Raw genomic sequence first — 21,034 nt, 5'->3', positions numbered from 1 at the left:
TCCGGTACCGAGGAGTCACGTCCATGACCGCCCCCGCAACACCGTCCGCCGCCTCCCGTATCGCTGTCGTCACGGGTGCGAGTAGCGGTATCGGGGCCGCGACGGCCCGGCAGCTGGCCGCGGCCGGGTACCGCGTGGTGCTGACCGCGCGCCGCAAGGACCGGATCGAGGCGCTGGCGGAGGAGATCACCGCGGCGGGGCACTCGGCGGCGGCGTACGCGCTGGATGTGACGGACCGGGCGGCCGTCGACGAGTTCGCCACCGCGTTCAGGACGGTCGGCGTGCTGGTGAACAACGCGGGTGGCGCGCTCGGCGCGGATCCGGTCGCCACGGGTGACCCGGAGGACTGGCGCCGCATGTACGAGACGAACGTCATCGGCACCCTGAACCTGACCCAGGCGCTGCTTCCGGCGCTCACGGCGAGCGGTGACGGCACGGTCGTCGTGGTGTCGTCCACGGCTGGGCACGGCACGTACGAGGGCGGCGGGGGGTACGTCGCGGCCAAGCACGGTGCGCACGTGCTGGCGGAGACGCTGCGGCTGGAGATCGTGGGTACGCCGGTGCGGGTGATCGAGATCGCGCCGGGCATGGTGAAGACGGACGAGTTCGCGCTGACCCGCTTCGGCGGCGACAAGGAGAAGGCGGCGCGGGTGTACGAGGGCGTGGCCGAGCCGCTGACCGCCGACGACGTGGCGGACACCATCACATGGGCGGTCACCCGGCCCAGCCATGTCAACGTGGACCTGCTGGTCCTGCGGCCCCGTGCTCAGGCCTCCAACACCAAGGTCCATCGGGAGCACTGATGCCCGAGGAGCCTGGGGAGTCCGGGGAGCGCGGTGACTCCGGTGACTCCGGTGAGCTCTCGCTGGAGCGGCGGCGTCTGGCCGAGGAGAAGAAGAACGAGCGGTATGTGTGGTGGTACCTCGCCTACTTCCTGTTCGGTATCCATCTCGTGGCGTTCGTGATGATCTACGCGGTTCTGCAGGCGAAGTAGCCGGTCGGCCCGGCCTCGACGCGTGCTTCATGTGCGCATGGTGGCCTCCGCGTAGGCCGTGGGCGGTACCCCGACCGTGGCGGTGAAGTCGCGGGCGAGGTGGGCCTGGTCGGCGTAGCCGAGGTCGGCGGCGAGGGCGGCCCAGTCGACGGCCTGGTCGGTCTCGGCGCGTTCCAGGGCCTCGTGGATGCGGTAGCGGAGGATGACCCACTTCGGCCCGACGCCGACGTACGCGGCGAACAGTCGCTGCATGAGCCGTACGGACATGCCCTCGCCGCGGGCGAAGTCGCCGACGCGGCGGATGGCGCGGTCGGTGCGGATGCGGTCGACGAGGGTCATGGCGAGGTCGGCCTGGGGGTCGGGCTTCGGGTCGAGGGCGAGCAGGTACTCGTCGAGGGCGGTGACGCGGGCGTCGTCGGAGGCGGGGCTGAGGACGGCCTCGGTGTCGGCTGCGGCGTCGCGTCCCGGGTACGCCTCCGGCAGCCGTATCCGCCGGCCCGTCCAGTCGCTGACCGGCCGCTCGGGCGCGAAGGGGCGGAAGCCGCCGGGGCGGAACTGGATGCCGCAGACATGTCCCCGTCCCTCCAGCTTCTGGGCGAACAGGTCGAGGCCGATGCCGGCGACCTCTCCGAACGTGACTTCTCCGGAGGCGGCCTTCCCGAAGCCGGTCTTCCCGAGGCCGGAGGGCTCCTGGGTCTCGTACCGCTGGAAGACGATGTTGACGGAGGGGTGGGGGACGACGTGGGAGACGTAGGGCTCGGTCAGGTCCCAGTCGATCAGCCAGTAGTGCTCCAGGTAGGGGCGGAGCGGTGCGGCCGGCTCGCGACGGCGGAAGCGGACGCGGGAGAAGAGCTCCGGCGCGTCGACGATGCCTCGGGTGTCACGGCGTGGGGCGGCCATGAGGAGAGGGTAGGCGCGGGGTCTGACAGTGGGCCGCGTCCCGTCGGGGCGTCCTGTGCAGCGCCCTGTGCAGTTCCTGTGGGCGTCGGCTGTGGGCGTCGGCTGGGGGGAATAGTGCGGCGGGGGTTCCCGTTTGCGGGTATAGTTGAATCGTAAACAACATGGAGGGCGGCAAACGATGATGCAGTTCGGGATCTTCAGCGTCGGCGACGTGACCCCCGACCCGACCACGGGCCGGACGCCGACCGAGCGCGAGCGCATCAAGGCCATGGTCGCGATCGCGCGGAAGGCCGAGGAGGTCGGGCTCGACGTGTTCGCGACGGGGGAGCACCACAACCCGCCGTTCGTGCCGTCGTCGCCCACGACCATGCTGGGCTGGATCGCCGCCCGCACCGAGCGGCTGGTCCTCTCCACCGCCACCACCCTCATCACCACCAACGACCCGGTGAAGATCGCCGAGGACTACGCGATGCTCCAGCACCTGGCCGACGGCCGGGTGGACCTCATGATGGGGCGTGGCAACACCGGGCCGGTGTACCCGTGGTTCGGGCAGGACATCCGGCAGGGCATCAACCTCGCCATCGAGAACTACGCCCTGCTGCGCCGGCTGTGGCGCGAGGACGTCGTGAACTGGGAGGGCACGTTCCGTACGCCGCTCCAGGGCTTCACGTCCACACCTCGCCCGATGGACGGCGTACCCCCGTTCGTCTGGCACGGCTCCATCCGCTCCCCGGAGATCGCCGAACAGGCCGCGTACTACGGCGACGGCTTCTTCCACAACAACATCTTCTGGCCGGCGAGCCACACCCAGCAGATGGTCGAGCTGTACCGCACCCGGTACGCGCACTACGGGCACGGCACGCCCGAGCAGGCGATCGTCGGGTTGGGCGGGCATGTCTTCATGCGGAGGAACTCCCAGGACGCGGTGCGCGAGTTCCGGCCGTACTTCGATGTCGCGCCGGTCTACGGTCACGGGCCCTCGCTGGAGGACTTCATGGACCAGACGCCGCTGACGGTCGGTACCCCGGAGCAGGTGATCGAGAAGACGCTGGCCTTCCGGAAGTACGCCGGTGACTACCAGCGCCAGCTGTTCCTGGTCGACCACGCCGGGCTGCCGCTGAAGACCGTGCTGGAGCAGATCGACCTGCTCGGCGAGGAGGTCGTGCCGGTACTGCGCGAGGAGTTCGCGAAGGGACGCCCGGCAGACGTGCCGGACGCGCCGACGCACCAGTCCCTGCTCGCCGCCGCCCACGACAAGCAGGCCCACGACAGGCAGGCCAACGACAAGCAGCCCAACGGCAAGGGCGGGGAGCCCGCCGAGGAGGTGCGTACCGCATGAGGCTCGTCGTCGTGTCGGCCGGGCTGAGCGTTCCGTCGTCCACGCGGCTGCTGGGGGACCGGCTCGCCGCCGCGACCGCGGAGCGCACCGACGCCGAGGTCCAGGTCGTCGAGCTGCGCGACCTGGCCGTCGAGATCGCCCACCACCTCACCAACGGCTTCCCGGGGCCACGGCTGTCCTCCGCGCTGGACGCGGTGACGGCCGCGGACGGGCTGATCGTGGTCACACCGGTGTTCTCCGCGTCGTACAGCGGGCTGTTCAAGTCGTTCTTCGACGTGCTCGACCGGGACGCGCTGGCGGGGAAGCCGGTGCTGGTCGCGGCGACCGGTGGTACGGCCCGTCACTCGCTGGTCCTGGAGCATGCGCTGCGCCCGCTGTTCGCCTACCTGCGCGCGATCGTCGTACCGACGGCCGTGTACGCGGCGTCCGAGGACTGGGGGGCGGAAGGGCTCGCCGGGCGGGTCGAGAGGGCGGCGGGGGAGCTGGCGGGGCTGATGGGCGGGCTGCGGGGAGGGCTGCGGGGTGGCGCGTCCGAGTCCGTATCCGAGTCCGTATCCGAGTCGGCGTCCGAGTCCGCGTCCGCGTCCGAATCCGAGTCCGCGCCCGAGCTCACGTCCGCGTCGAGCTCCGAGCCCGTGCTCCGTGGGACGGGGGCCGCGTTGCCGGACGTGGTTCCCTTCGCGCAGCAACTCGCGGCGCTGAGCCCTTCACGGGGCGCGTAGGAATCGGCGGAGGGGGGCGGAGGGCCGGAAGGTCCGAGGGCCGGAGGGGCGGAGGGCCGGAGGGGCGAAGTCCCCGCGCCCATGTGTGGCGCGGCCGGCCCCGGGCTGAGGGCACACCGGGGCCGGCCGGCCGGCATCGGGTGCCCTCATGTCTCCCGAGCCGCCCGCGTCCTGGGCCACCCCACGCGGGTGGCCCAGGACCGTGCTCGGCGACGCAGTGAGCGGTTCAAGCGGAGGGTCCAGGACGTCATCCGGGCCCGTTCCCGTTCCCAGGCGCGGCGGCAGCGGGTGGCGCGGAGTTCGGCGAAGAGGAGCTCGTAGCGGGCGAGGATGGGGGCCGCGTCGTAGCGGTGGGCGCTCTTGAGGGCGGCGGCGCCCATGGCGCGGCGGGTCGGCTCGTCGGCGATCAGTTCGAGGATGGCGTCGGCGAGGGCGCGTGGGTCGCCGACCGGGACGAGGCGGCCGTCGACGCCGTCGGTGATGATCTCGGCGGGCCCGAGCGGGCAGTCCGTGCTGACGACCGGCACCCCGCAGCGCATCGCCTCGACCAGCGTCATCCCGAAAGACTCCGCGTCCGAGGCGCTCACCACCAGCGACGCCTTGGCGAACTCGGCCTCGATGGGGGTGCGCGGACCCATGAGGCGGGCCCGGCCGGAGAGGCCGAGCTCGTCGATGAGGCGGTTCAGGCGCTCCTTCTGCTTGCCGCCGCCGTAGATGCGCAGCCGCCAGTCCGGTTCCTTCGACGCGACCCGTGCGAACGCCTCCAGGAGCAGGTCGAAGCGTTTCCCGGGGGCCAGTCGGCCCGCCGCCGCGATGACGGGGGCGGTGCCGGGGGAGGGGGAGACGTCGGCCGCCGGCACGATGTTCGGCACCGACATCACGTGCACGCCCCGCAGGGGCATGTGGGCGCGGTACGCGTTCGCGTCCGCCTCGGTGGTGGTGACCACCGCGTCCAGCGCCGGGTAGTGCCGGGCGAGCACCTTCCGCAGCCGCTTGTCGTGTGCGTCGTGGCGCAGGTGCTCCTGGCCGATGCGCAGGGCGCGACGGGGCGCGAAGCGGGCGACGTACACGTTGATGCCGGGGCGGGTGCCGATCACGACGTCCGCGTCGCAGCGGGCGAGAAGGGCGCGGACCCGCTGGTCGGTGAGGCGGGTGTACTGGTGGTGGCGTTTGTCCTCGGCGGGGAAGTCGACGGCGGGCTGCGCGAAGGCGGGGTCCGTGAGGTCCCTGCTGCCCGGTCGCGTGTCCACCAGCGGGACCAGTGCGATCCGAGGGTCGACTGCGAAGCGCGGGGTGTCGCGGTGGCGGGACATGGACACGATCTCCACGTCGTGGTGGTCCGCCAGTGCCGATGCCAGGTTGAGCGTCGTGCGGACGGTGCCGCCGATGGCGTACGCGTTGTGCAGCAGGAACACGATCTTCATGCGCTGGACCTTCGTCTTCGTGCGGTGGATCGTCGTGTGCGGGGCGGGTGCCCGTCCGGTGTGGGGCCCGCTTCTCGTCAGTTCCGTACGGGGCGCGTACCCGTCCTCCTCGTCCCGATCCGTCCCGTCGCCGTGATGCGGGCACGCGCCGGTCTCCGTCCGATCGGCGTGCCTCGTTCCGTTCGCACGACCCGTCCGGTCCATGCTATTCATGCGATTCACGCTCTTCGTGCGGTCCGCGCTTTTTATGCGATCCGGGCGATTCCGATCCCGGCCCCGATCCCGGCCCTGATCCCCGCCCTCCGCAGCCTCGTCACCTTCCGTGCGCGTGCTGCCTTCCTCCCGCTCCCTGCGGCCCATGCGATCCATACGATCCTTCCCGGCGTGACCTCGGTCCGGTGGTCCGCCCCGCCTGGCACACCGGACACGGTGGCCCGGCGGGGTAAGGCACCCGCCCGGCCCGGGTGAGAGGCGGGTAAGAAGCCCGTCCCTGTTCGACTCCGTCAGGTGGTTGGCGGCCGTGACCTTGGCAGACTGGTCGGGTGCCCCAGAATGTGCTGCTCGCCGAGGACGACCGCGCCATCCGACATGCCCTGGAACGCGCGCTGACCCTGGAGGGTTACGAGGTCACGGCCGTCGCCGACGGCGTGGAGGCGCTCGCGCAGGCGCACCGGACCACGCCGGACGTGCTCGTACTGGACGTGATGATGCCCGGCATCGACGGTCTCCAGGTGTGCCGTGTCCTGCGCGCGGAGGGTGATCGGACGCCGATCCTGATGCTCACCGCGCTCGTCGAGACGGCCGACCGGATCGCCGGTCTGGACGCCGGGGCGGACGACTACGTCGTTAAGCCATTCGACGTAGAGGAGGTCTTCGCCCGCCTGAGGGCCCTGCTGCGCCGAACAGGCAACGCCGTAGCGGCGCCCAAGCCGTCCGGTGACCGCGACACCGCCGGGCTGCTGTCCGCCGCCGGGCTGCGGATGGACGTGCACGCCCGGCGGGCCTGGCGCGGGACGCGCGAACTGGAGCTCACCCGGACCGAGTTCGACCTCCTCGAACTGCTCATGCGCAACGCCGGGATCGTCCTCGACCACGCGACGATCTACGACCGCATCTGGGGCTACGACTTCGGCCCGGGTTCCAAGAACCTCGCGGTGTACGTCGGCTACCTGCGGCGCAAGCTCGACGAGCCGGACGCGCCGGTGCTGATCCACACGGTGCGCGGCGTGGGGTACGTGCTGAGGGAGGACTGAGTGCACCTGCGCCCCCGCCTGCGCCGGGTCTCCTCCCTGCGGGCGACCTTCACCTTGTCCTTCGCCGCCGTGGCCGCCGTCGTCACGGTCCTCGTCGGGGTCCTCAGCTACAGCGCGGCCGCCCGGCTGGTGCGGGTGGACCAGCAGACGGTGTTCGCCGGGCTGGTGCGTGACCTGCAGCAACAGGTACGGGAACGGGCGCGCGGCCCCGAGGACTACGCGTCCTCGGACCAGGGCGGGCCCCGTGGCGAGCTGATGGGGTCGGGGCCCACGGACGTCCAGGTGCTCGGACCGGGCGGCGAACTCGTCGACGAGGGCAGCCCGGCCCTGCCCGTGCGCACCCGTGACCGCGACACCGCCGACGAGGCCGTGGCGGGCCGTACGGTCGAGCACGCCACGGTCGCCCTCGGCGACGACCGCTACCGCGTGGCCACCGTCGCCCTGGGGGACGGCCGGGGGGCCGTGCAGGTCGCGCAGGAGTTCAGCGACACGGAGGACCTGCTGCGGGAGCTGCAGCAGCGGACCGTGCTGCTGGAGGCCGCCGTCGTCGTCTCGGCCGGGCTGTTCGGCTGGTGGCTGGCGCGGCGCATGACCCGGCGTCTGGTGCGGCTCGCCGGCGCGGCGGAGGACGTGGCCCGCACCGGGCGCCTCTCCATCCAGGTGCCGGTCACCGGACGCGACGAGGTGGGCCGGCTCGGCCGCTCCTTCGACCGCATGCTGGTACGGCTCGCCCAGTCCGAGGAGGACCAGCGGCGGCTCGTCCAGGACGCGGGCCACGAGCTGCGCACCCCGCTGACATCGTTGCGGACGAACATCTCCCTGCTGCGCCGGATCGACGAGTTCCCGGCACCGGTCCGCGAGGAACTGGTCGCCGACCTCGCCCAGGAGGCCCGCGAACTCACCGACCTCGTCAACGAGCTGGTCGACCTCGCGGCCGGCCAGTCCAGCACCGAGCCCGTCCAGCGGGTGGCGCTCGCGGACATCGTCGAGGACGTGGTGGCGGCCGCCCGCCGGCGGACCGGGCGGGAGGTCGTGGCGCGGGCACACGGGGACACGACGGTCGCCGGGCGGGTGGGAGCACTGCAGCGGGCGGTGTCGAACCTGGTGGAGAACGCGGCGAAGTTCGACCGCGGGTGGACGGGCGTGATCGAGGTGGTGGTGACGGGGCCGGATGCGGGCGTCAGCGTCATGGAGGCGGAGAGGCCCGCGGGAGGCGACGGCGAGGCGGACAGCGACCGTGACGGTGACGGTCACGGAACCGTCCGCGTGGAGGTCCGCGACCGTGGTCCGGGGATCGCCGACCCCGACCTGATCCGCGTCTTCGACCGCTTCTACCGCGCCCCGGCCGCCCGCAGCCTGCCCGGCTCCGGGCTGGGCCTGTCCATCGTCCGCGAGGTCGCCACGGCCCACGGGGGCGAGCCCTTCGCGTTCCGGCGGGTGGGCGGGGGGACGGTCATCGGGTTCACGGTGGGGGCGGGGGCAGAGGCGGGGGCGGTTCAGAAGCGTTGAGGTCCAGTGGGCATCGCCCGAGGCGTCGCCGCCAACACGGCCTCACCGACATCTCCACCGCGCAGTTCTTCAAGACTGAAGTGGTGTGGCGGCCGTGACAGGGCGTGGTTCGCCGTGGAAGACCTGACTGGTGTGCCAGTCGCGGTGGGCGGCCGCGACAGGGCGCACGCCCGGCTGAGGGCCGACGAGCGGACGGCCCGCGAGCGCCGTCACGTGCTCACGGGCGGCTGGACTGTGGCCGACGAAACGCTGCGAGACCAGGATGCGGTGACCGTCTCCGACACCGAGGACGCCCTTGTCGAAGAGCTTGTGGTGCAGCGAGCACAGACACAGCCCGTTCTCGACGTCGTCGGGGCCACCGAACGCCCACCAGCGCACGTGGGCGGCCTCCAGCCCGACCGGCACGGCGCCGATCCTGCCGTCGTAACCACAGAAGGCGCACCGGTACTCGTAGGCCGTCAGCACCCGTTCCCGCATCTGCCGGTCCCGCTGCCTGCGCGCCGTCGAGAGCTGCTCGCTCTCCGTCGGCTCCAGCTCCAGGCCGACGGCTTCGCACAACTCACTGTGCAGGGAGGGCGGGAAGTGCAGGTCGAGCAGCAACCGGGCGATCCGGCCGAGCAGAGGCGGTTCGCGTCGCAGCGCCGCTCTCAGATCCGGCGCGAGCCGCCCGGCGGCCCCCGCCTCCCGCAGATCCCGCACCCCGCTTCCGGGACTGCCGGGCCCGCGGTCGGTGTGTACTTCCCAGACTCCGTCGCTGACCAAGTGGTGGAACGGGTACGCGGGCGTCGTCTTGTGGGGAGGCCCGTACTCGGCCAGCAGCCGGTGCAGGTCCTCCTCCACCGTGCTGTACCGCAACGCGCCGTCGGCATCCTCCTGAAACCGGCCGAGGGCGTACAGGAGCAGCAGCGGCTTGTGCGGAGCGCGCGTTCCGTTCCTGCTCCACTGCCTCAGCTTCGCGGTGCGCTCCAGCCAGTCCATGGGCGGTGATCGTAGTGGGGGTTTCGCCGGTCGTGGAGGGGACGATCCGAAACCGATCGCCAACGCCTCGAAGGAGGACGACCCGAGCTTCGTGATCACCCGCCGGCAGGATGCGCCGGAGAGCCTCGGCATGGTCCCCGGCCCGACGCCGGGTCAGCACGTTCGCCCGAGACGACCACCACTGACCTGAGGACCCCGCCCCCTCCAGGGACATGACGAGGGCGGGGTCCTAAAACCCCGCCCGAAACCACCGAAACCCTGGGTCACGGCCACACAAGGCAGTACGGCTGATGCCCCGCCTCATGCAGCCGATGGCTGAAGTCCTGCCACTCGTGCAGCAGTTGGTACACGTTGAACGCGTCGCGTGGGCCGCCGCGGTCCGGGACTGTGGACCAGATGAAGGCGGCCGCGCCGACCGCTTCCTCGCCGATGCCGCGCAGTGGGTCGACGACGGTCATGGGGAGCTTCACGACCGCGTAGTCGGGGTGGAGGACGACCAGTTCGAGCGGGGGCACCCTGTGCAGGGGCACGCCCTCGATGCCGGTCAGCACCATGGCGGCCATCGTCTCCGGCTTGATCTTGGTGAACATGCCGTTCATGCCGAGCTCGTCGCCGCCGAGTTCCTCGGGCCGCATCGAGATCGGGACGCGGGCCGCCGTCGCGCCGTCGGGCGCGCCGAAGTACTTGTACGTCACCCCCACCCGGCCACCATTCCTGCTCCCTGCCCGCAGCCGATCGGCCACGTGGTCCATCCGGTCGGTCCGGGGTGTCCGGGGTGTCCGGGGCGTGCCGGGCGTGCGGTTGGTCCTGCCGGTCTGATCCATGCGATCCATGTGATCCATCCGATCCATACGGTCCTTACCGTCCATACGGTCCGGTCCGTCGAATCGCTCAGCGCCGCTCCGTTGCGGAACGGAATCGTCCTGGTGTGACCCCTTAGGGCCCAACGGAAGCGTGGGGTTGGGCGAACCCGGGGGCACGGACTCCGGTGGAGCCGTGGGGTTCTGATGGCCCGTCGAGCCCACCGGACCCATGGGGTCCAGAGGACGCACCGGACCTGCCGGACCCACCGGTCCGGGAGGAGCCGGCGGAATCTGTCCACCCTGTGCCTGCCGTGCTTCGCCTCGTGCCTCGGTCGATTCCTCCGCCTCGCGCCGGTGCCTTCCCCGCCGGGCACGCCGCGGACCGAGGTCGTCGGTCCCCTCGCCCGGTCCGCCACCGCGATGCATATCTCCACCCGACTGCTGTTCTAGGACGCGTGGTCCCCGCCGCGCGACCCGATCATCGTGTCATTGTGACCTCCCCCACGGCCGCGCGCCGAAACGTGCGTTGAAACACCTGTCCGCGGGATCTTCGGGGCCTCTGACACCATGGCTTGTGTGAGCTATCCGTACGAAGCCCCAGTTTCGCAGACTCTCTTCGAGCGTGCGTCGGCCGTCACGCCCGGCGGCGTGAACTCCCCCGTGCGCGCCTTCCGCGCCGTGGGCGGTACGCCCCGGTTCATGGTGTCCGGTACCGGTCCTTATCTGACCGATGTCGATGGCCGCGAGTATGTAGATCTTGTGTGTTCGTGGGGGCCCATGATCCTCGGGCACTCCCGTCCCGAGGTCATCGCCGCCGTCCAGGCGGCCGTCTCCCGCGGCACCTCCTTCGGTACGCCCGGCGAGGGCGAGGTCGCGCTCGCCGAGGAGATGGTCGCCCGCGTCGAGCCGCTCGACCAGGTGCGGCTCGTGTCCAGCGGGACCGAGGCCACCATGTCCGCCATCCGGCTCGCCCGCGGGTTCACCGGCCGCAGCAAGGTGATCAAGTTCGCCGGGTGCTACCACGGGCACGTGGACGCGCTGCTCGCCGCCGCCGGGTCCGGGGTCGCCACCTTCGCGCTGCCCGACACCCCCGGCGTGACCGGTGCTCAGGCCGGGGACACGATCGTGCTGCCGTACAACGATCTCGACGCCGTGCTGGAGGCCTTCCTGGCCCACCCCGGCGAGATCGCCTGCGTCATCACCGAGGCCTCGCCCGGCAACATGGGCGTCGTACCGCCGCTGCCCGGCTTCAACCAGGGGCTGAAGGACGCGTGCGCGGAGCACGGGGCGCTGTACATCTCCGACGAGGTCATGACCGGGTTCCGGACCAGCCGCAGCGGGTGGTACGGGATCGACGGCGTCCGGCCCGATCTCATGACCTTCGGGAAGGTCATGGGGGGCGGGTTCCCGGCCGCCGCCTTCGGGGGGCGTGCCGACGTCATGGCGTACCTCGCGCCCGCCGGGCCCGTCTACCAGGCCGGCACGCTGTCCGGGAACCCGGTCGCCACCGCCGCCGGGCTCGCCCAGCTCCAACTGCTCGACGACGCCGCGTACGACACGTTGGGCGCCGTCTCGGAGCAGATCCGTACGCTCGTCACCGAGGCCCTGAGCAAGGAGGGCGTCGCGCACACGCTGCAGACCGCCTCCACCATGTTCTCCGTCTTCTTCACCGACCGGCCCGTGCGGAACTACGAGGACGCCAGGAACCAGGAGGCGTTCCGCTTCAACGCCTTCTTCCACTCGATGCTGTCGCAGGGCGTCTACCTGCCGCCGTCGTCGTTCGAATCGTGGTTCGTGTCGACCGCGCACGACGAGCGGGCCGTCCAGCGCATCGCCGACGCCCTTCCCGCCGCCGCCCGCGCCGCCGCGGAGGCCGCCGCATGAGCAGCGTGAACAGCGCGGGCATCGGCTCGGGCAACGGTTCGGGCAACGGTGCGAACAGCGCGGACATCACCGTCGTGCACGTCATGCGGCACGGCGAGGTCGCCAACCCCGAGGGGATCCTGTACGGGCGCCTGCCCGGCTACCACCTCTCCGAGCTCGGGCGGCGCATGGCCGACCGGGTCGCCGACCACCTCGCCTCGCGGGACGTGACGTATGTCGTCGCCTCCCCGCTGGAGCGTGCGCAGGAGACCGCGACGCCGATCGCCAAGGCCCACGGGCTGGACCTCGCCACCGACGCCCGTCTCATCGAGGCCGACAACGTCTTCCAGGGCAAGACCTTCGGCGTCGGCGACGGCGCGCTGAAGCGGCCCGAGAACTGGAAGCACCTGCTCAACCCGTTCAGACCGTCCTGGGGCGAGCCGTACGTCGACCAGGTCGTCCGGATGAAGGGAGCGCTCGACGCGGCGAAGGACGCGGCGCGGGGGCACGAGGCCGTGCTGGTCAGCCACCAGCTGCCGATCTGGATCGTGCGGTCGTACGTCGAGCGGCGGCGGCTGTGGCACGACCCGCGCAAGCGGCAGTGCACGCTCGCGTCGCTGACCACGTTCACGTACCAGGGCGACAAGATCGTGTCCGTGGGGTACACCGAGCCGGCGCGGGATCTGGTGCCGGCGCATCTCCTCGCCGGGGCCAAGCCGGTCAAGGGCAAGGACAAGGCGTTCGGGGCGTAGGCGCTCCGCTGGGTTGGGCGGGGGGCTTCACGTTGTGGGGCAACTGCGGGTCGGGCAGCGGCGCGGACAGCGGCACCTCGGGTGGCTCGGAAGAGGTGCCTGAAATGGGGTTTTCTGTCCTTGAGGGGGGTGCCGAAGAACGTCTAAACGGGCATGCGAAACTTTTCACATGAGTGCCGCCAGCCGCGCCCGCGCCCCCCAGCGCTCGCACCGCACCCGCCAGAGCCACCCAACCCCCCAAACCGGCCAGACCCGTACGAGCCGTAGCCGCACCGCCCTGCTCTCCGCGGGGGCCGCTGTCGCGGCGCTTGTCCTGAGCGCGTGCAGTTCCGGGGGGACCTCGGGCGGCGGTGGTGGCACCGGCTTCATCACCAGCTCCGACGGCATCGCCACCGTGAAGAAGAGCGACCGGGCCGACGCCCCCGAACTCTCCGGCACGACCCTGTTCGGCAAGCAGCTCGACGTCGCCTCCGCCTACCGGGGCAAGATCGTCGTGATCAACGTGTGGGGCTCCTGGTGCGCGCCGTGCCGCGCCGAGGCCCCCAACCTCGTCAAGGTCTCCGAGGACCTCGCCGACCAGGGCGTGCAGTTCGTCGGCATCAACACGCGCGACACCAGTACGGGACCGGCGCGGGCCTTCGAGGAGGAGTACAAGGTCACCTACCCGAGCCTGTACGACCCGACCGGCAAGCTGATGCTCCGCTTCGAGAAGGGCACCCTCAACCCGCAGGCGATCCCCTCGACCCTCGTCATCGACCGGGAGGGCAAGGTCGCGGCGCGCTCCCTCCAGGCGCTCAGCGAGGCGAAGCTGCGCAAGATGATCGAGCCGGTCCTCGCGGAGAAGTGACCCTGTGTCCCTCGTCACCGCCACGGTCGATCTCGCCACGTCCGATCTCGCCACGGTCCATCTCGCCGCGCCCACCGACCAGAACCAGACCGTCTCCAGCGGCGCCCTGCTGATCGCCCTGCCGATCGCCGCCCTCGGCGGTCTCGTCTCCTTCTTCTCGCCGTGCGTGCTGCCGCTGGTGCCCGGCTACCTGTCGTACGTCACCGGCGTGGGCGGCACCGATCTGGCGGAGGCGCGGCGCGGGCGGATGGCCGCCGGTGCCGGGCTGTTCGTGCTCGGGTTCACCGCGGTGTTCGTGTCCGGCGGGGCGCTGTTCGGGTACTTCGGGTCGACGTTGCAGGAGTACCAGGGCGTCCTGTCCAAGGTGCTCGGTGTGCTCATGATCCTCATGGGTGTGTTCTTCATGGGGCTGATGCCCTGGCTCACCCAGCGGGAGTTCCGCTTCCACACCCGGCCGTCCACGGGGCTCATCGGGGCGCCGCTGCTCGGCGCGCTCTTCGGTATCGGCTGGACGCCCTGCATCGGCCCGACCCTCGCCTCCGTCACCGCCCTCGCCATGGACCAGGCCAGTGCCGGACGCGGGGCCCTGCTCACCGTGGCGTACTGTCTCGGCCTGGGCGTGCCCTTCGTCGTCGCCGCGGTCGGCTTCCGCAAGGCGCTCGGTGCCTTCGGCTGGGTCAAGCGGCACTACGTGTGGGTCATGCGCGTCGGCGGCGTCATGATGATCGCGACCGGCCTGCTCCTGCTGACCGGCGCCTGGGACCGCATCGTGCAGGAGATGCAGGTCTGGTCGAACGGCTTCACGGTGGGGATCTGATCCATGAGCAACGCAGAGACCAAGGCCACGGCCAAGGCAGACACCAAGGCCAAGGTCGACACCAAGGCCCACGCCAACACCACGGCCACGGTTGCCTCCGCTGACGAGGAGCAGGACCTCGGCGCCGCCCGCTCCCAGTTGTCCACCGCCCCCAAGGAGGACGCTGCCAAGGAGGACGCCCCCCACCTGCCCTCGCTGGGCGTCATCGGCTGGGCCCGCTGGTTCTGGCGGCAGCTGACCTCCATGCGGGTCGCGCTGCTGCTGCTGTTCCTGCTGTCGCTCGCGGCGATCCCGGGCTCGCTCATCCCGCAGTCCGGGCAGGACGAGACCAAGGTCGCCGACTTCATGAACCGGCACGAGACCCTGGGGCCCGTCTACGAGAAGCTCGGGCTGTTCCACGTCTACAGCTCGGTGTGGTTCTCGGCGATCTACATCCTGCTGTTCATCTCGCTCATCGGCTGCATCGTGCCGCGCACCTGGCAGTTCGTGGAGCAGCTCAGGGGGCGTCCGCCCAGGGCACCGAGGCGGCTCAACCGGCTGCCCGCGTACGCGACCTGGCGCACCGAGGCCGAGCCGGAGCAGGTCCGTGAGATCGCGCTGACGGTGCTGAAGGGGCGACGCTTCCGCTCCCACGTCGCCGGTGACGCGGTCGCCGCGGAGAAGGGCTACCTGCGGGAGGCGGGCAACCTCGTCTTCCACCTCGCGCTGATCGTGATGCTGGTCGCGTTCGCCTGGGGCCAGCTCTTCAAGTCCGAGGGCACCAAGCTGATCCTTCAGGGTGACGGCTTCGCCAACACCATGACGCAGTACGACGACTTCAAGTCCGGCAACCTCTTCACGCTCGACGACCTGGACTCCTTCAGCTTCAACCTGAAGTCGGCCAAGGCCACGTACGAGCGCAACGGCCCGAACCGCGGGACTCCGCGCACGTTCGAGTCGCACATCACCTACAGCGTGGGGGCGGACGGCAAGGAAAAGCCGGCCACGATCAAGGTCAACAAGCCGCTGGTGGTCGGCGATTCCAAGGTCTACATGATCAACTTCGGGTACGCGCCCGTCATCACCGTCCGGGACGGCAAGGGCAAGGTCGTCTTCAAGGACGCGGTGCCGCTGCTGCCGATCGACGGCAACCTCACCTCCTCCGGCGCGGTCAAGGTCCTCGACGGGTACCGGAACGCCAAGGGTGAGAAGGAACAGCTCGGGTTCAACGCCTTCTTCGTGCCGACCTTCGCGGGCGCGGGCAAGGGCCAGATGCTCTCGCAGTTCCCGGCGCTGGACTTCCCCGTGCTCGCGCTCTCCGCTTACCGCGGGGACCTGGGTGTCGACTCGGGCATCCCGCAGAACATCTACCAGCTCAACAAGACCAACCTGAAGGAGTTCAAGGACTCCAAGGGCCAGCTGCTGAAGAAGCGGCTGCTGCCCGGCGAGACCATGAAGCTGCCTGACGGAGCGGGTTCGGTGACCTTCGACTCGGTCGAGCCGTGGTCCCGTTTCCAGATCACCCAGCAGCCCGGGAGCGGCTGGGCCCTCGCCGGTGCCATCGCCGCCATCCTCGGCCTCGCGGCATCCCTCTTCATCCAGCGCCGCCGTGTGTGGGTGCGGGCCGTGAAGGGTGCCGACGGCGTGACCGTCGTGGAGATGGCGGGTCTCGGCCGCAGCGAGTCCGCACAGCTCCCCGAGGAACTGGGCGACCTGGCCGGACTGGTCCACGACAAGGCCCCGACCGCCCCGGACCACGCCACCGAAGCCGACAGCACCCCCAAGTCGTCCGGCACCCGGACTCCCCCTTCCTCTGACTCCTCCCCCTCCTCCCCCTCCTCTCCCTCTTCCGACTCTTCCGATCCCTCCCACGCCGACCCCGCCCCGGAGCCGGACGCCGGGACAACCAACCCCGACCCCCCAGTCGTACCTGCCGAAGGGGCTGAGACGCCGTGACTCACGCCGCCGCAACCGAGTTGGCCGCAGCGACCAACGAGAACCTCGCCAACATCAGCAATGTGCTGATCTACTCCGCGATGGCCGTCTACACGCTGGCCTTCTTCGCGTACATCGCCGAGTGGCTCCTCGGCAGCCGCAGCAAGGTGGGCCGTACGGCCGCCGCGCTGACCGAGAAGACGCAGGTGGCCAAGCCAGCGGTCACCGTGAAGAAGGCCGGTGGCACCGCCGTGCTGGAGCGGCCCCAGGTCGTCGTGCGGGCGGCGGCCGGTGAGCGGGACGTGCCGGACGGGCCCGGTGCGCACGGGGGTGACGAGCAGGGGGACCTCTACGGCCGTATCGCCGTGTCCCTCACCGTGCTCGCCTTCGCCATCGCGGCGGGCGGTGTGCTGACGCGTGCCCTGTCGGTGCAGCGGGCGCCGTGGGGCAACATGTACGAGTTCAACATCACCTTCTCCACCGTCGCCGTCGGCGTGTACCTCGCCTTCCTCGCGCTGCGGAAGAACATCCGCTGGCTCGGCCTCCCCCTGATCACGACGGTCCTCCTCGATCTCGGTGTCGCCGTCACCATCTTGTACACCGCCAGCGACCAGCTGGTTCCCGCCCTCCACTCGTACTGGCTGTACATCCACGTCTCGACCGCGATCCTGTGCGGCGCCGTCTTCTACGTGGGCGCGGTCGGCACGGTCCTCTACCTGTTCAAGGACACGTACGAGAACAAGCTCGCGACCGGCGGCAAGCCCGGCCGGTTCGCGAGTTCCGTACTGGAGCGGCTGCCCGCCTCCGCCTCCCTCGACAAGTTCTCGTACCGCGTGAACGCCGCCGTGTTCCCGCTGTGGACGTTCACGATCATCGCGGGCGCCATCTGGGCGGGCGACGCGTGGGGCCGCTACTGGGGCTGGGACCCGAAGGAGACCTGGTCCTTCATCACCTGGGTCGCCTACGCCGGCTACCTGCACGCCCGCGCCACGGCCGGCTGGAAGGGCCGCAAGGCCGCGTACATCGCGCTCATCGCCTTCGCCTGCTGGCTGTTCAACTACTACGGAGTCAACCTCTTCGTGAACGGCCTGCACTCCTACGCGGGCGTGTGACGCAGCAAGACGCAGTAGCCCGCTTTCGACGAAAGCCGGCAGGCCGGTTCCGGTGTGACCTGAGTCATCGGAACCGGCCTTCGTCGTGCGGACAGGGAAGAGGGCGTGGACACGAATCTGCGGAAGCGCGTTCGCGCGGGCGATCACGACGCCTTCGGTGAACTCTTCGACGCGTACGCGCGCTCCGTCTACAACCATGCCTTCCGTCTCACGGGGGAGTGGGCGAGTGCCGAGGACGTCGTCTCGCTGACGTTCCTGGATGCCTGGCGGCTGCGTGACCGGGTCGACGAGGACGGTGGCTCGCTGCGGCCCTGGCTGCTCGGCATCGCCACCAACGTCACACGCAACACCCGCAGGGCGGCCCGAAGACACTCGGCCGCACTGGCCCGCCTGCCGCGCGACGAGACCGTGGACGACTTCGCCGACGAGATCGCCCGGCGCCTGGACGACTCGGCGCAGCTCACCCTCGTACGGACCGCCCTGACGAGGCTGCGGCGGGCCGATCGCGAGGTGCTGGCCCTGTGCGTCTGGTCCGGGCTCGACTACGCGGCGGCCGCCGAGGCGCTCGGGATACCGGTGGGGACCGTACGGTCCCGGCTCTCGCGTGCCAGAACAAAACTCGCGAAACATGTCAAAGAAGCGGAACTCTCCCAAATCCACGGACAGATGAGAGGTGACCGCGGCAGAGCGGTCAGGCCCCTGAGGGAGGGAAACTGATGAACCAGCTCCCCAAGCTCCCCAAGCTCCAAGAGCTCCCGGAGCTTTCCGAGCTTCCAGAGCGAGACCTTCCGCCGGGCCGTCACCTACTCCTCAAGGAGCATCTGATGACCGAGATCCGGCAGGAACAACAGCACGCCGCCCCCGCCACCCCCGCCACCACGCCCGCACGCAGCCGCAGCCGCATCGGCAGCCGCAGCCGATGGCTGCGGCCCGCGCTCGCGGCGGCCGTCGCCACCGCGGCCGCCGTCACCTTCACGGTCCTGCCGTCGTCCGATGACAGCGGCCAGGCAGGACGGCCCGCGGCTTCGCAGCAGGCCGTACAGCTGCTGGAGAACATCGCGCTGGCCGCCGAGCACGCCGACGTGCCCACCGACATCCGCGACGACCAGTTCGTCTACATCAGGAGCAAGGGCGCCTACACCGTCCGGGAGAACGACGGGCCCGGCAAGCGCGGGCCCGTCCGCGACCGGGAGATCTGGCTCTCGGTGGACGGCACACACCCGGGCCTGCTCGACGACGACAGGGACGGCGTCGGACGCACGACGCTGGAGTCCTCCCCTCTCCCGGACACCGAGCGTTCGAAGCCGGAGTTCTCCCGCCGCGAGGACACCGGGCGCGAGACCGACTACCGCGCGCTGTCCAAGCTGCCGACCGACCCGGACAAGATGCGTGACTGGCTGTACCGGGTGAGCGCCGATCAGGTGGAGGAGGAGCGGCCGGACAAGGACTACGCGGCCTTCGTCCTCTTCGGCGATCTGATCCATGAGGCACTGATGCCCCCGAAGGTGAGCGCCGCGCTCTACCGGGCCGCCGCGCAGATCCCGGGCGTGAAGGTGGTCCCGAACGTGAAGGACTCGGCGGGCCGCGAGGGGATCGCGATCACCCGGCAGCAGAGTGGCAAGGGGCGCGAGGAGCAGATCTTCGACGCGAAGACCTTCACGTACCTCGGCGAGCGCGAGATCGACGAGAACGGCAAGGTGACCGGTATGAGTGCCGTTCTGGAGCGCGCGGTCGTCGACAAGGCCGGCCAACGGCCCTGAATCCGGTCTCGGCGGCCCTGATTCCGGTCTCGGCGGCCTGAACCGGGTGCGTCGCCCTCGGTCCCGCGTCAGGCTGGTGCCATGAACAAGGTCATCGAACAGGGCACCAGCCGGACCGAGGGAGACACGCACACCCTGCACTTCACGCTGCACCTGCCCCACCCCGTGGAGCAGGTGTGGCCCGTGGTGGCCGGCCACGGCGACGGCCTCCGCGACTGGCTGGCCGCCGCGGACACCTTCGAACCCCACCTCGGCGGTGCCGTCGCGCTGCGCTGGCTGAACACCGGGCCGGACGGTGAAGCCGTCCCCGGCAGGATCACCGCCTGGGACGTCGAGCGGGTCGCCGAGTACACCCTGGAGGGCTTCCACGGGCGGATCCGGTTTCACGTGGAACCGTATGGTGAGCACGGCACCACGCTCCGCTTCACCAACGAGATCCGCGGCGACGACGAACTCCGCCGCGACTGCCTCGCCGCCTGGCACCTCCACCTGGAGTACCTGGCCGAGGCGCTCGACGGAAACCCGGTGGACTGGCGGTCCTGGACACCCGACCGCTTCGAGGAACTGCGAGAGACGTATGCCTCGTAGCCCTAGAAGCTGAAGTTCATGAACGCTCCGTAGCTCCCCTTGGCAGCCGCGTCGAAGAAGCCGACCAAGTCCTCGTAGCCGTCTTCGAGCCAGGTGAGTTCACCCTCGGGGTTGAATCGCCACATGTTGGGATACACCTCCTCCTTCGTCATCCGCTCGGGGTCGTAGTGCACCGCCAGCCGTTCCCACGGGGTCGCGTTCAATTCCCGCGCCACGGCCTGGACGTGCTCCGGTGACCAGCCGAAGAGGGTGCCGTCCTCGCGGATCAGGTATCCGTCCATCAGAAACTCAAGATTCATCTCCGCTCCGTCGAGCAGGAACTGGAGGCCGGCCCACGCCTTGTCCGGGCCTCCGTGGGGGCGGCCCACGGTGTCGCCGTCGTACAGCTCGTAGATGAACTCACCTGCCCAACTCGGGTCGCTCTCCGCCCTGTCCAGCTCCTGCGGCGTCGCGCTGATGAACGAGATGCTTACGCCCATGGCAGCTATCCCCCTTGAATCCCCGTGATTCCCCGTGACGTTCTTTTGATGTCCTTGATCGAACATCGCGGGCGAGTGTTCCACACGCCTCTGACAAAAGGTGTCACTGGTGCCCGTGCGTGAGATAGGCGTGCAGGTGCCCCGCCCCGGCGAGCATCGCCGTCGTCCGTTCCGTCAGGGCGGCCCGGCGTGCCGCGATCGACTCGTGGAGCGCCTCGCTGCCGCCCGTGCGGTGCAGGTCCTCCAGGACGGGGCGGATCTGGTGGAGCGGATAGTGGCTGCGGCGGAGGGTGTGGACCAGCCGGGCGTCGCGCACGTCGGCGGGGGAGTAGTGGCGGTACGCCGTGCCGCGCTCCCGTCGTGGCGTCAGGAGCCCGGCGGATTCCCACACGCGCAGGGCGGAGGTGCGTACGCCGAGGAGGGCGGCCACCTCGCCGATCCGCAGGTCGGGTCCGGGTCCGGGTCCGGGGCGCGGGAAGCGGCGGGGCTTCTCGGCGCCCGCCGACCCGGCACCCGCCTTCTCTGCCCTCGCCTTCTCTGCCCTCGCCTTCTCGGCCCTCGCCTCCCTGGCGAGGGCCTCCAGGGCCTCGCTCGCCGCCCGCAGGGACACGCGTTCCTCGTGCAGCGCGGCGTGCGCGGCGTCCACGAGGGCGAGGGCGCCGGGGATGTCGCCGGCATGCACGGTGCGCATGATCTCCGTGGCCGTGACGGGCCCGTACCCCTTGGCGAGCGCCCGGTAGGCGAGGAGGGCGCGGCGGTGGACGTCGTCGAAGGTCCGGTAGCCCGACTCGGTGCGCGGGGCCGGGGGCAGGACCCCGGCCTCCTCGTAGTTGCGGATCTGCTGGGTGGAGATCCCGGCGAGCCGGGCCAGGTCCACGGGGCGGAGACGGGCGGAAGCCGCGGGACGGCGGGCCGTGTGCTCGTTCATCGGTTTGAAGGTTACGCGAGCTTTCGAGAGCGTCTGACCCGGATCGTTGCCG

At 70.6% G+C, this 21,034-nt stretch carries 21 protein-coding genes; 15 read left to right on the top strand and 6 right to left on the bottom strand.

Annotated elements, in window-relative coordinates:
- Nucleotides 1-23: 23 nt before the first annotated feature.
- Both IE262_RS21775 and IE262_RS21770 read left to right on the top strand, forming a co-directional pair.
- Nucleotides 24-803: an SDR family NAD(P)-dependent oxidoreductase gene (locus tag IE262_RS21775; RefSeq protein ID WP_134038721.1), complete on the top strand. Its 780-nt coding sequence runs from the start codon at nucleotides 24-26 to the stop codon at nucleotides 801-803.
- Complete coding sequence (locus IE262_RS21770) at nucleotides 803-994, top strand: hypothetical protein (protein WP_189875782.1); 192 nt, start codon at nucleotides 803-805, stop codon at nucleotides 992-994. The genes IE262_RS21775 and IE262_RS21770 overlap by 1 nt, the downstream gene beginning before the upstream one ends.
- Before the next feature lie 27 nt (nucleotides 995-1,021).
- Here IE262_RS21770 and IE262_RS21765 read toward each other — a convergent pair whose 3' ends face one another.
- Nucleotides 1,022-1,894: a helix-turn-helix transcriptional regulator gene (locus IE262_RS21765; RefSeq protein WP_189875780.1), complete on the bottom strand. Its 873-nt coding sequence runs from the start codon at nucleotides 1,892-1,894 to the stop codon at nucleotides 1,022-1,024.
- 181 nt (nucleotides 1,895-2,075) lie between these two features.
- Here IE262_RS21765 and IE262_RS21760 point away from each other — a divergent pair, with 181 nt between their 5' ends.
- On the top strand, nucleotides 2,076-3,233 hold the full coding sequence (locus tag IE262_RS21760) for an LLM class flavin-dependent oxidoreductase (protein WP_229877385.1): 1,158 nt from the start codon (nucleotides 2,076-2,078) through the stop codon (nucleotides 3,231-3,233).
- A complete protein-coding gene (locus IE262_RS21755) occupies nucleotides 3,230-3,955 on the top strand; it encodes a CE1759 family FMN reductase (RefSeq protein WP_189875778.1) in 726 nt (241 codons plus the stop codon). Before IE262_RS21760 ends, IE262_RS21755 begins: the two co-directional genes overlap by 4 nt.
- A gap of 146 nt (nucleotides 3,956-4,101) precedes the next feature.
- Here the strand turns inward: IE262_RS21755 and IE262_RS21750 are convergent, their stop codons facing one another.
- The gene (locus IE262_RS21750) at nucleotides 4,102-5,592 is read right to left on the bottom strand and encodes a glycosyltransferase family 4 protein (RefSeq protein ID WP_444545233.1); all 1,491 of its coding nucleotides are present in this window, start codon (nucleotides 5,590-5,592) and stop codon (nucleotides 4,102-4,104) included.
- Between the two features lie 329 nt (nucleotides 5,593-5,921).
- Here IE262_RS21750 and IE262_RS21745 point away from each other — a divergent pair, with 329 nt between their 5' ends.
- Nucleotides 5,922-6,632 (top strand): response regulator transcription factor, encoded by a 711-nt coding sequence (locus IE262_RS21745; protein ID WP_189875777.1) that lies wholly within the window; start codon nucleotides 5,922-5,924, stop codon nucleotides 6,630-6,632.
- Nucleotides 6,633-8,141: a HAMP domain-containing sensor histidine kinase gene (locus tag IE262_RS21740; protein ID WP_189875775.1), complete on the top strand. Its 1,509-nt coding sequence runs from the start codon at nucleotides 6,633-6,635 to the stop codon at nucleotides 8,139-8,141. It abuts the gene before it with no gap.
- Nucleotides 8,142-8,210: 69 nt separating this feature from the next.
- Here the strand turns inward: IE262_RS21740 and IE262_RS21735 are convergent, their stop codons facing one another.
- Both IE262_RS21735 and IE262_RS39565 read right to left on the bottom strand, forming a co-directional pair.
- The gene (locus tag IE262_RS21735) at nucleotides 8,211-9,119 is read right to left on the bottom strand and encodes a phosphorothioated DNA-binding restriction endonuclease (protein ID WP_189875772.1); all 909 of its coding nucleotides are present in this window, start codon (nucleotides 9,117-9,119) and stop codon (nucleotides 8,211-8,213) included.
- A 263-nt stretch (nucleotides 9,120-9,382) separates the two neighbouring features.
- Nucleotides 9,383-9,871: a hypothetical protein gene (locus tag IE262_RS39565; RefSeq protein WP_152868258.1), complete on the bottom strand. Its 489-nt coding sequence runs from the start codon at nucleotides 9,869-9,871 to the stop codon at nucleotides 9,383-9,385.
- 618 nt (nucleotides 9,872-10,489) lie between these two features.
- On the opposite strand from IE262_RS39565, the gene hemL reads away from it, so the two are divergent.
- The 9 genes from hemL (at nucleotide 10,490) to IE262_RS21685 (ending at nucleotide 19,575) form a co-directional block, all read left to right on the top strand.
- Nucleotides 10,490-11,806: a glutamate-1-semialdehyde 2,1-aminomutase gene (gene hemL / locus IE262_RS21725; protein ID WP_189875769.1), complete on the top strand. Its 1,317-nt coding sequence runs from the start codon at nucleotides 10,490-10,492 to the stop codon at nucleotides 11,804-11,806.
- 83 nt (nucleotides 11,807-11,889) lie between these two features.
- A complete protein-coding gene (locus IE262_RS21720; protein WP_134038943.1) occupies nucleotides 11,890-12,537 on the top strand; it encodes a histidine phosphatase family protein in 648 nt (215 codons plus the stop codon).
- A 169-nt stretch (nucleotides 12,538-12,706) separates the two neighbouring features.
- Complete coding sequence (locus IE262_RS21715; RefSeq protein ID WP_166681682.1) at nucleotides 12,707-13,384, top strand: TlpA family protein disulfide reductase; 678 nt, start codon at nucleotides 12,707-12,709, stop codon at nucleotides 13,382-13,384.
- A gap of 106 nt (nucleotides 13,385-13,490) precedes the next feature.
- Nucleotides 13,491-14,201, top strand: coding sequence for a cytochrome c biogenesis CcdA family protein (locus IE262_RS21710; RefSeq protein WP_229877384.1), 711 nt, complete (start codon nucleotides 13,491-13,493; stop codon nucleotides 14,199-14,201).
- Nucleotides 14,202-14,204: 3 nt separating this feature from the next.
- Nucleotides 14,205-16,136: a cytochrome c biogenesis protein ResB gene (gene resB, locus IE262_RS21705; protein WP_189875766.1), complete on the top strand. Its 1,932-nt coding sequence runs from the start codon at nucleotides 14,205-14,207 to the stop codon at nucleotides 16,134-16,136.
- Complete coding sequence (ccsB, locus tag IE262_RS21700) at nucleotides 16,133-17,227, top strand: c-type cytochrome biogenesis protein CcsB (protein ID WP_189875764.1); 1,095 nt, start codon at nucleotides 16,133-16,135, stop codon at nucleotides 17,225-17,227. The genes resB and ccsB overlap by 4 nt, the downstream gene beginning before the upstream one ends.
- Before the next feature lie 105 nt (nucleotides 17,228-17,332).
- Entirely contained in the window at nucleotides 17,333-17,944 is a 612-nt protein-coding gene (locus IE262_RS21695) for an RNA polymerase sigma factor (protein WP_229877379.1), read from the top strand.
- Complete coding sequence (locus tag IE262_RS21690) at nucleotides 17,944-18,987, top strand: CU044_5270 family protein (RefSeq protein WP_189875762.1); 1,044 nt, start codon at nucleotides 17,944-17,946, stop codon at nucleotides 18,985-18,987. Before IE262_RS21695 ends, IE262_RS21690 begins: the two co-directional genes overlap by 1 nt.
- A gap of 81 nt (nucleotides 18,988-19,068) precedes the next feature.
- Nucleotides 19,069-19,575, top strand: a complete 507-nt coding sequence (locus IE262_RS21685; RefSeq protein WP_189875759.1) for an SRPBCC family protein — start codon at nucleotides 19,069-19,071, stop codon at nucleotides 19,573-19,575.
- 2 nt (nucleotides 19,576-19,577) lie between these two features.
- On the opposite strand, the gene IE262_RS21680 is transcribed toward IE262_RS21685, so the two are convergent.
- Nucleotides 19,578-20,054 carry a YfbM family protein gene (locus IE262_RS21680; protein WP_189875757.1) on the bottom strand — a complete coding sequence of 159 codons (477 nt, stop codon included), beginning with the start codon at nucleotides 20,052-20,054 and terminating at the stop codon, nucleotides 19,578-19,580.
- 103 nt (nucleotides 20,055-20,157) lie between these two features.
- On the bottom strand, nucleotides 20,158-20,982 hold the full coding sequence (locus IE262_RS21675; RefSeq protein WP_189875755.1) for a MerR family transcriptional regulator: 825 nt from the start codon (nucleotides 20,980-20,982) through the stop codon (nucleotides 20,158-20,160).
- Between the last annotated feature and the right edge of the window lie 52 nt (nucleotides 20,983-21,034).

It is taken from the genome of Streptomyces bluensis (genome assembly GCF_014650715.1).
Taxonomy (GTDB): domain Bacteria; phylum Actinomycetota; class Actinomycetes; order Streptomycetales; family Streptomycetaceae; genus Streptomyces; species Streptomyces bluensis.
This window is presented reverse-complemented; position numbering and strand designations above follow the sequence as displayed.

Bases quoted from the DNA above. Each gene is read 5' to 3' on its own strand.
- IE262_RS21715 (WP_166681682.1), top strand. From the start codon at position 12,707: ATGAGTGCCGCCAGCCGCGCCCGCGCCCCCCAGCGCTCGCACCGCACC.
- IE262_RS21750 (WP_444545233.1), bottom strand. From the start codon at position 5,592: ATGAATAGCATGGACCGGACGGGTCGTGCGAACGGAACGAGGCACGCC.
- IE262_RS21680 (WP_189875757.1), bottom strand. From the start codon at position 20,054: ATGGGCGTAAGCATCTCGTTCATCAGCGCGACGCCGCAGGAGCTGGAC.
- IE262_RS21735 (WP_189875772.1), bottom strand. From the start codon at position 9,119: ATGGACTGGCTGGAGCGCACCGCGAAGCTGAGGCAGTGGAGCAGGAAC.
- IE262_RS21755 (WP_189875778.1), top strand. From the start codon at position 3,230: ATGAGGCTCGTCGTCGTGTCGGCCGGGCTGAGCGTTCCGTCGTCCACG.
- IE262_RS21720 (WP_134038943.1), top strand. From the start codon at position 11,890: ATGCGGCACGGCGAGGTCGCCAACCCCGAGGGGATCCTGTACGGGCGC.
- IE262_RS21770 (WP_189875782.1), top strand. From the start codon at position 803: ATGCCCGAGGAGCCTGGGGAGTCCGGGGAGCGCGGTGACTCCGGTGAC.
- IE262_RS21690 (WP_189875762.1), top strand. From the start codon at position 17,944: ATGAACCAGCTCCCCAAGCTCCCCAAGCTCCAAGAGCTCCCGGAGCTT.
- IE262_RS21775 (WP_134038721.1), top strand. From the start codon at position 24: ATGACCGCCCCCGCAACACCGTCCGCCGCCTCCCGTATCGCTGTCGTC.
- IE262_RS21675 (WP_189875755.1), bottom strand. From the start codon at position 20,982: ATGAACGAGCACACGGCCCGCCGTCCCGCGGCTTCCGCCCGTCTCCGC.
- hemL (WP_189875769.1), top strand. From the start codon at position 10,490: ATGGCTTGTGTGAGCTATCCGTACGAAGCCCCAGTTTCGCAGACTCTC.
- resB (WP_189875766.1), top strand. From the start codon at position 14,205: ATGAGCAACGCAGAGACCAAGGCCACGGCCAAGGCAGACACCAAGGCC.
- IE262_RS21765 (WP_189875780.1), bottom strand. From the start codon at position 1,894: ATGGCCGCCCCACGCCGTGACACCCGAGGCATCGTCGACGCGCCGGAG.
- IE262_RS21685 (WP_189875759.1), top strand. From the start codon at position 19,069: ATGAACAAGGTCATCGAACAGGGCACCAGCCGGACCGAGGGAGACACG.
- IE262_RS21760 (WP_229877385.1), top strand. From the start codon at position 2,076: ATGCAGTTCGGGATCTTCAGCGTCGGCGACGTGACCCCCGACCCGACC.
- IE262_RS39565 (WP_152868258.1), bottom strand. From the start codon at position 9,871: ATGGACCACGTGGCCGATCGGCTGCGGGCAGGGAGCAGGAATGGTGGC.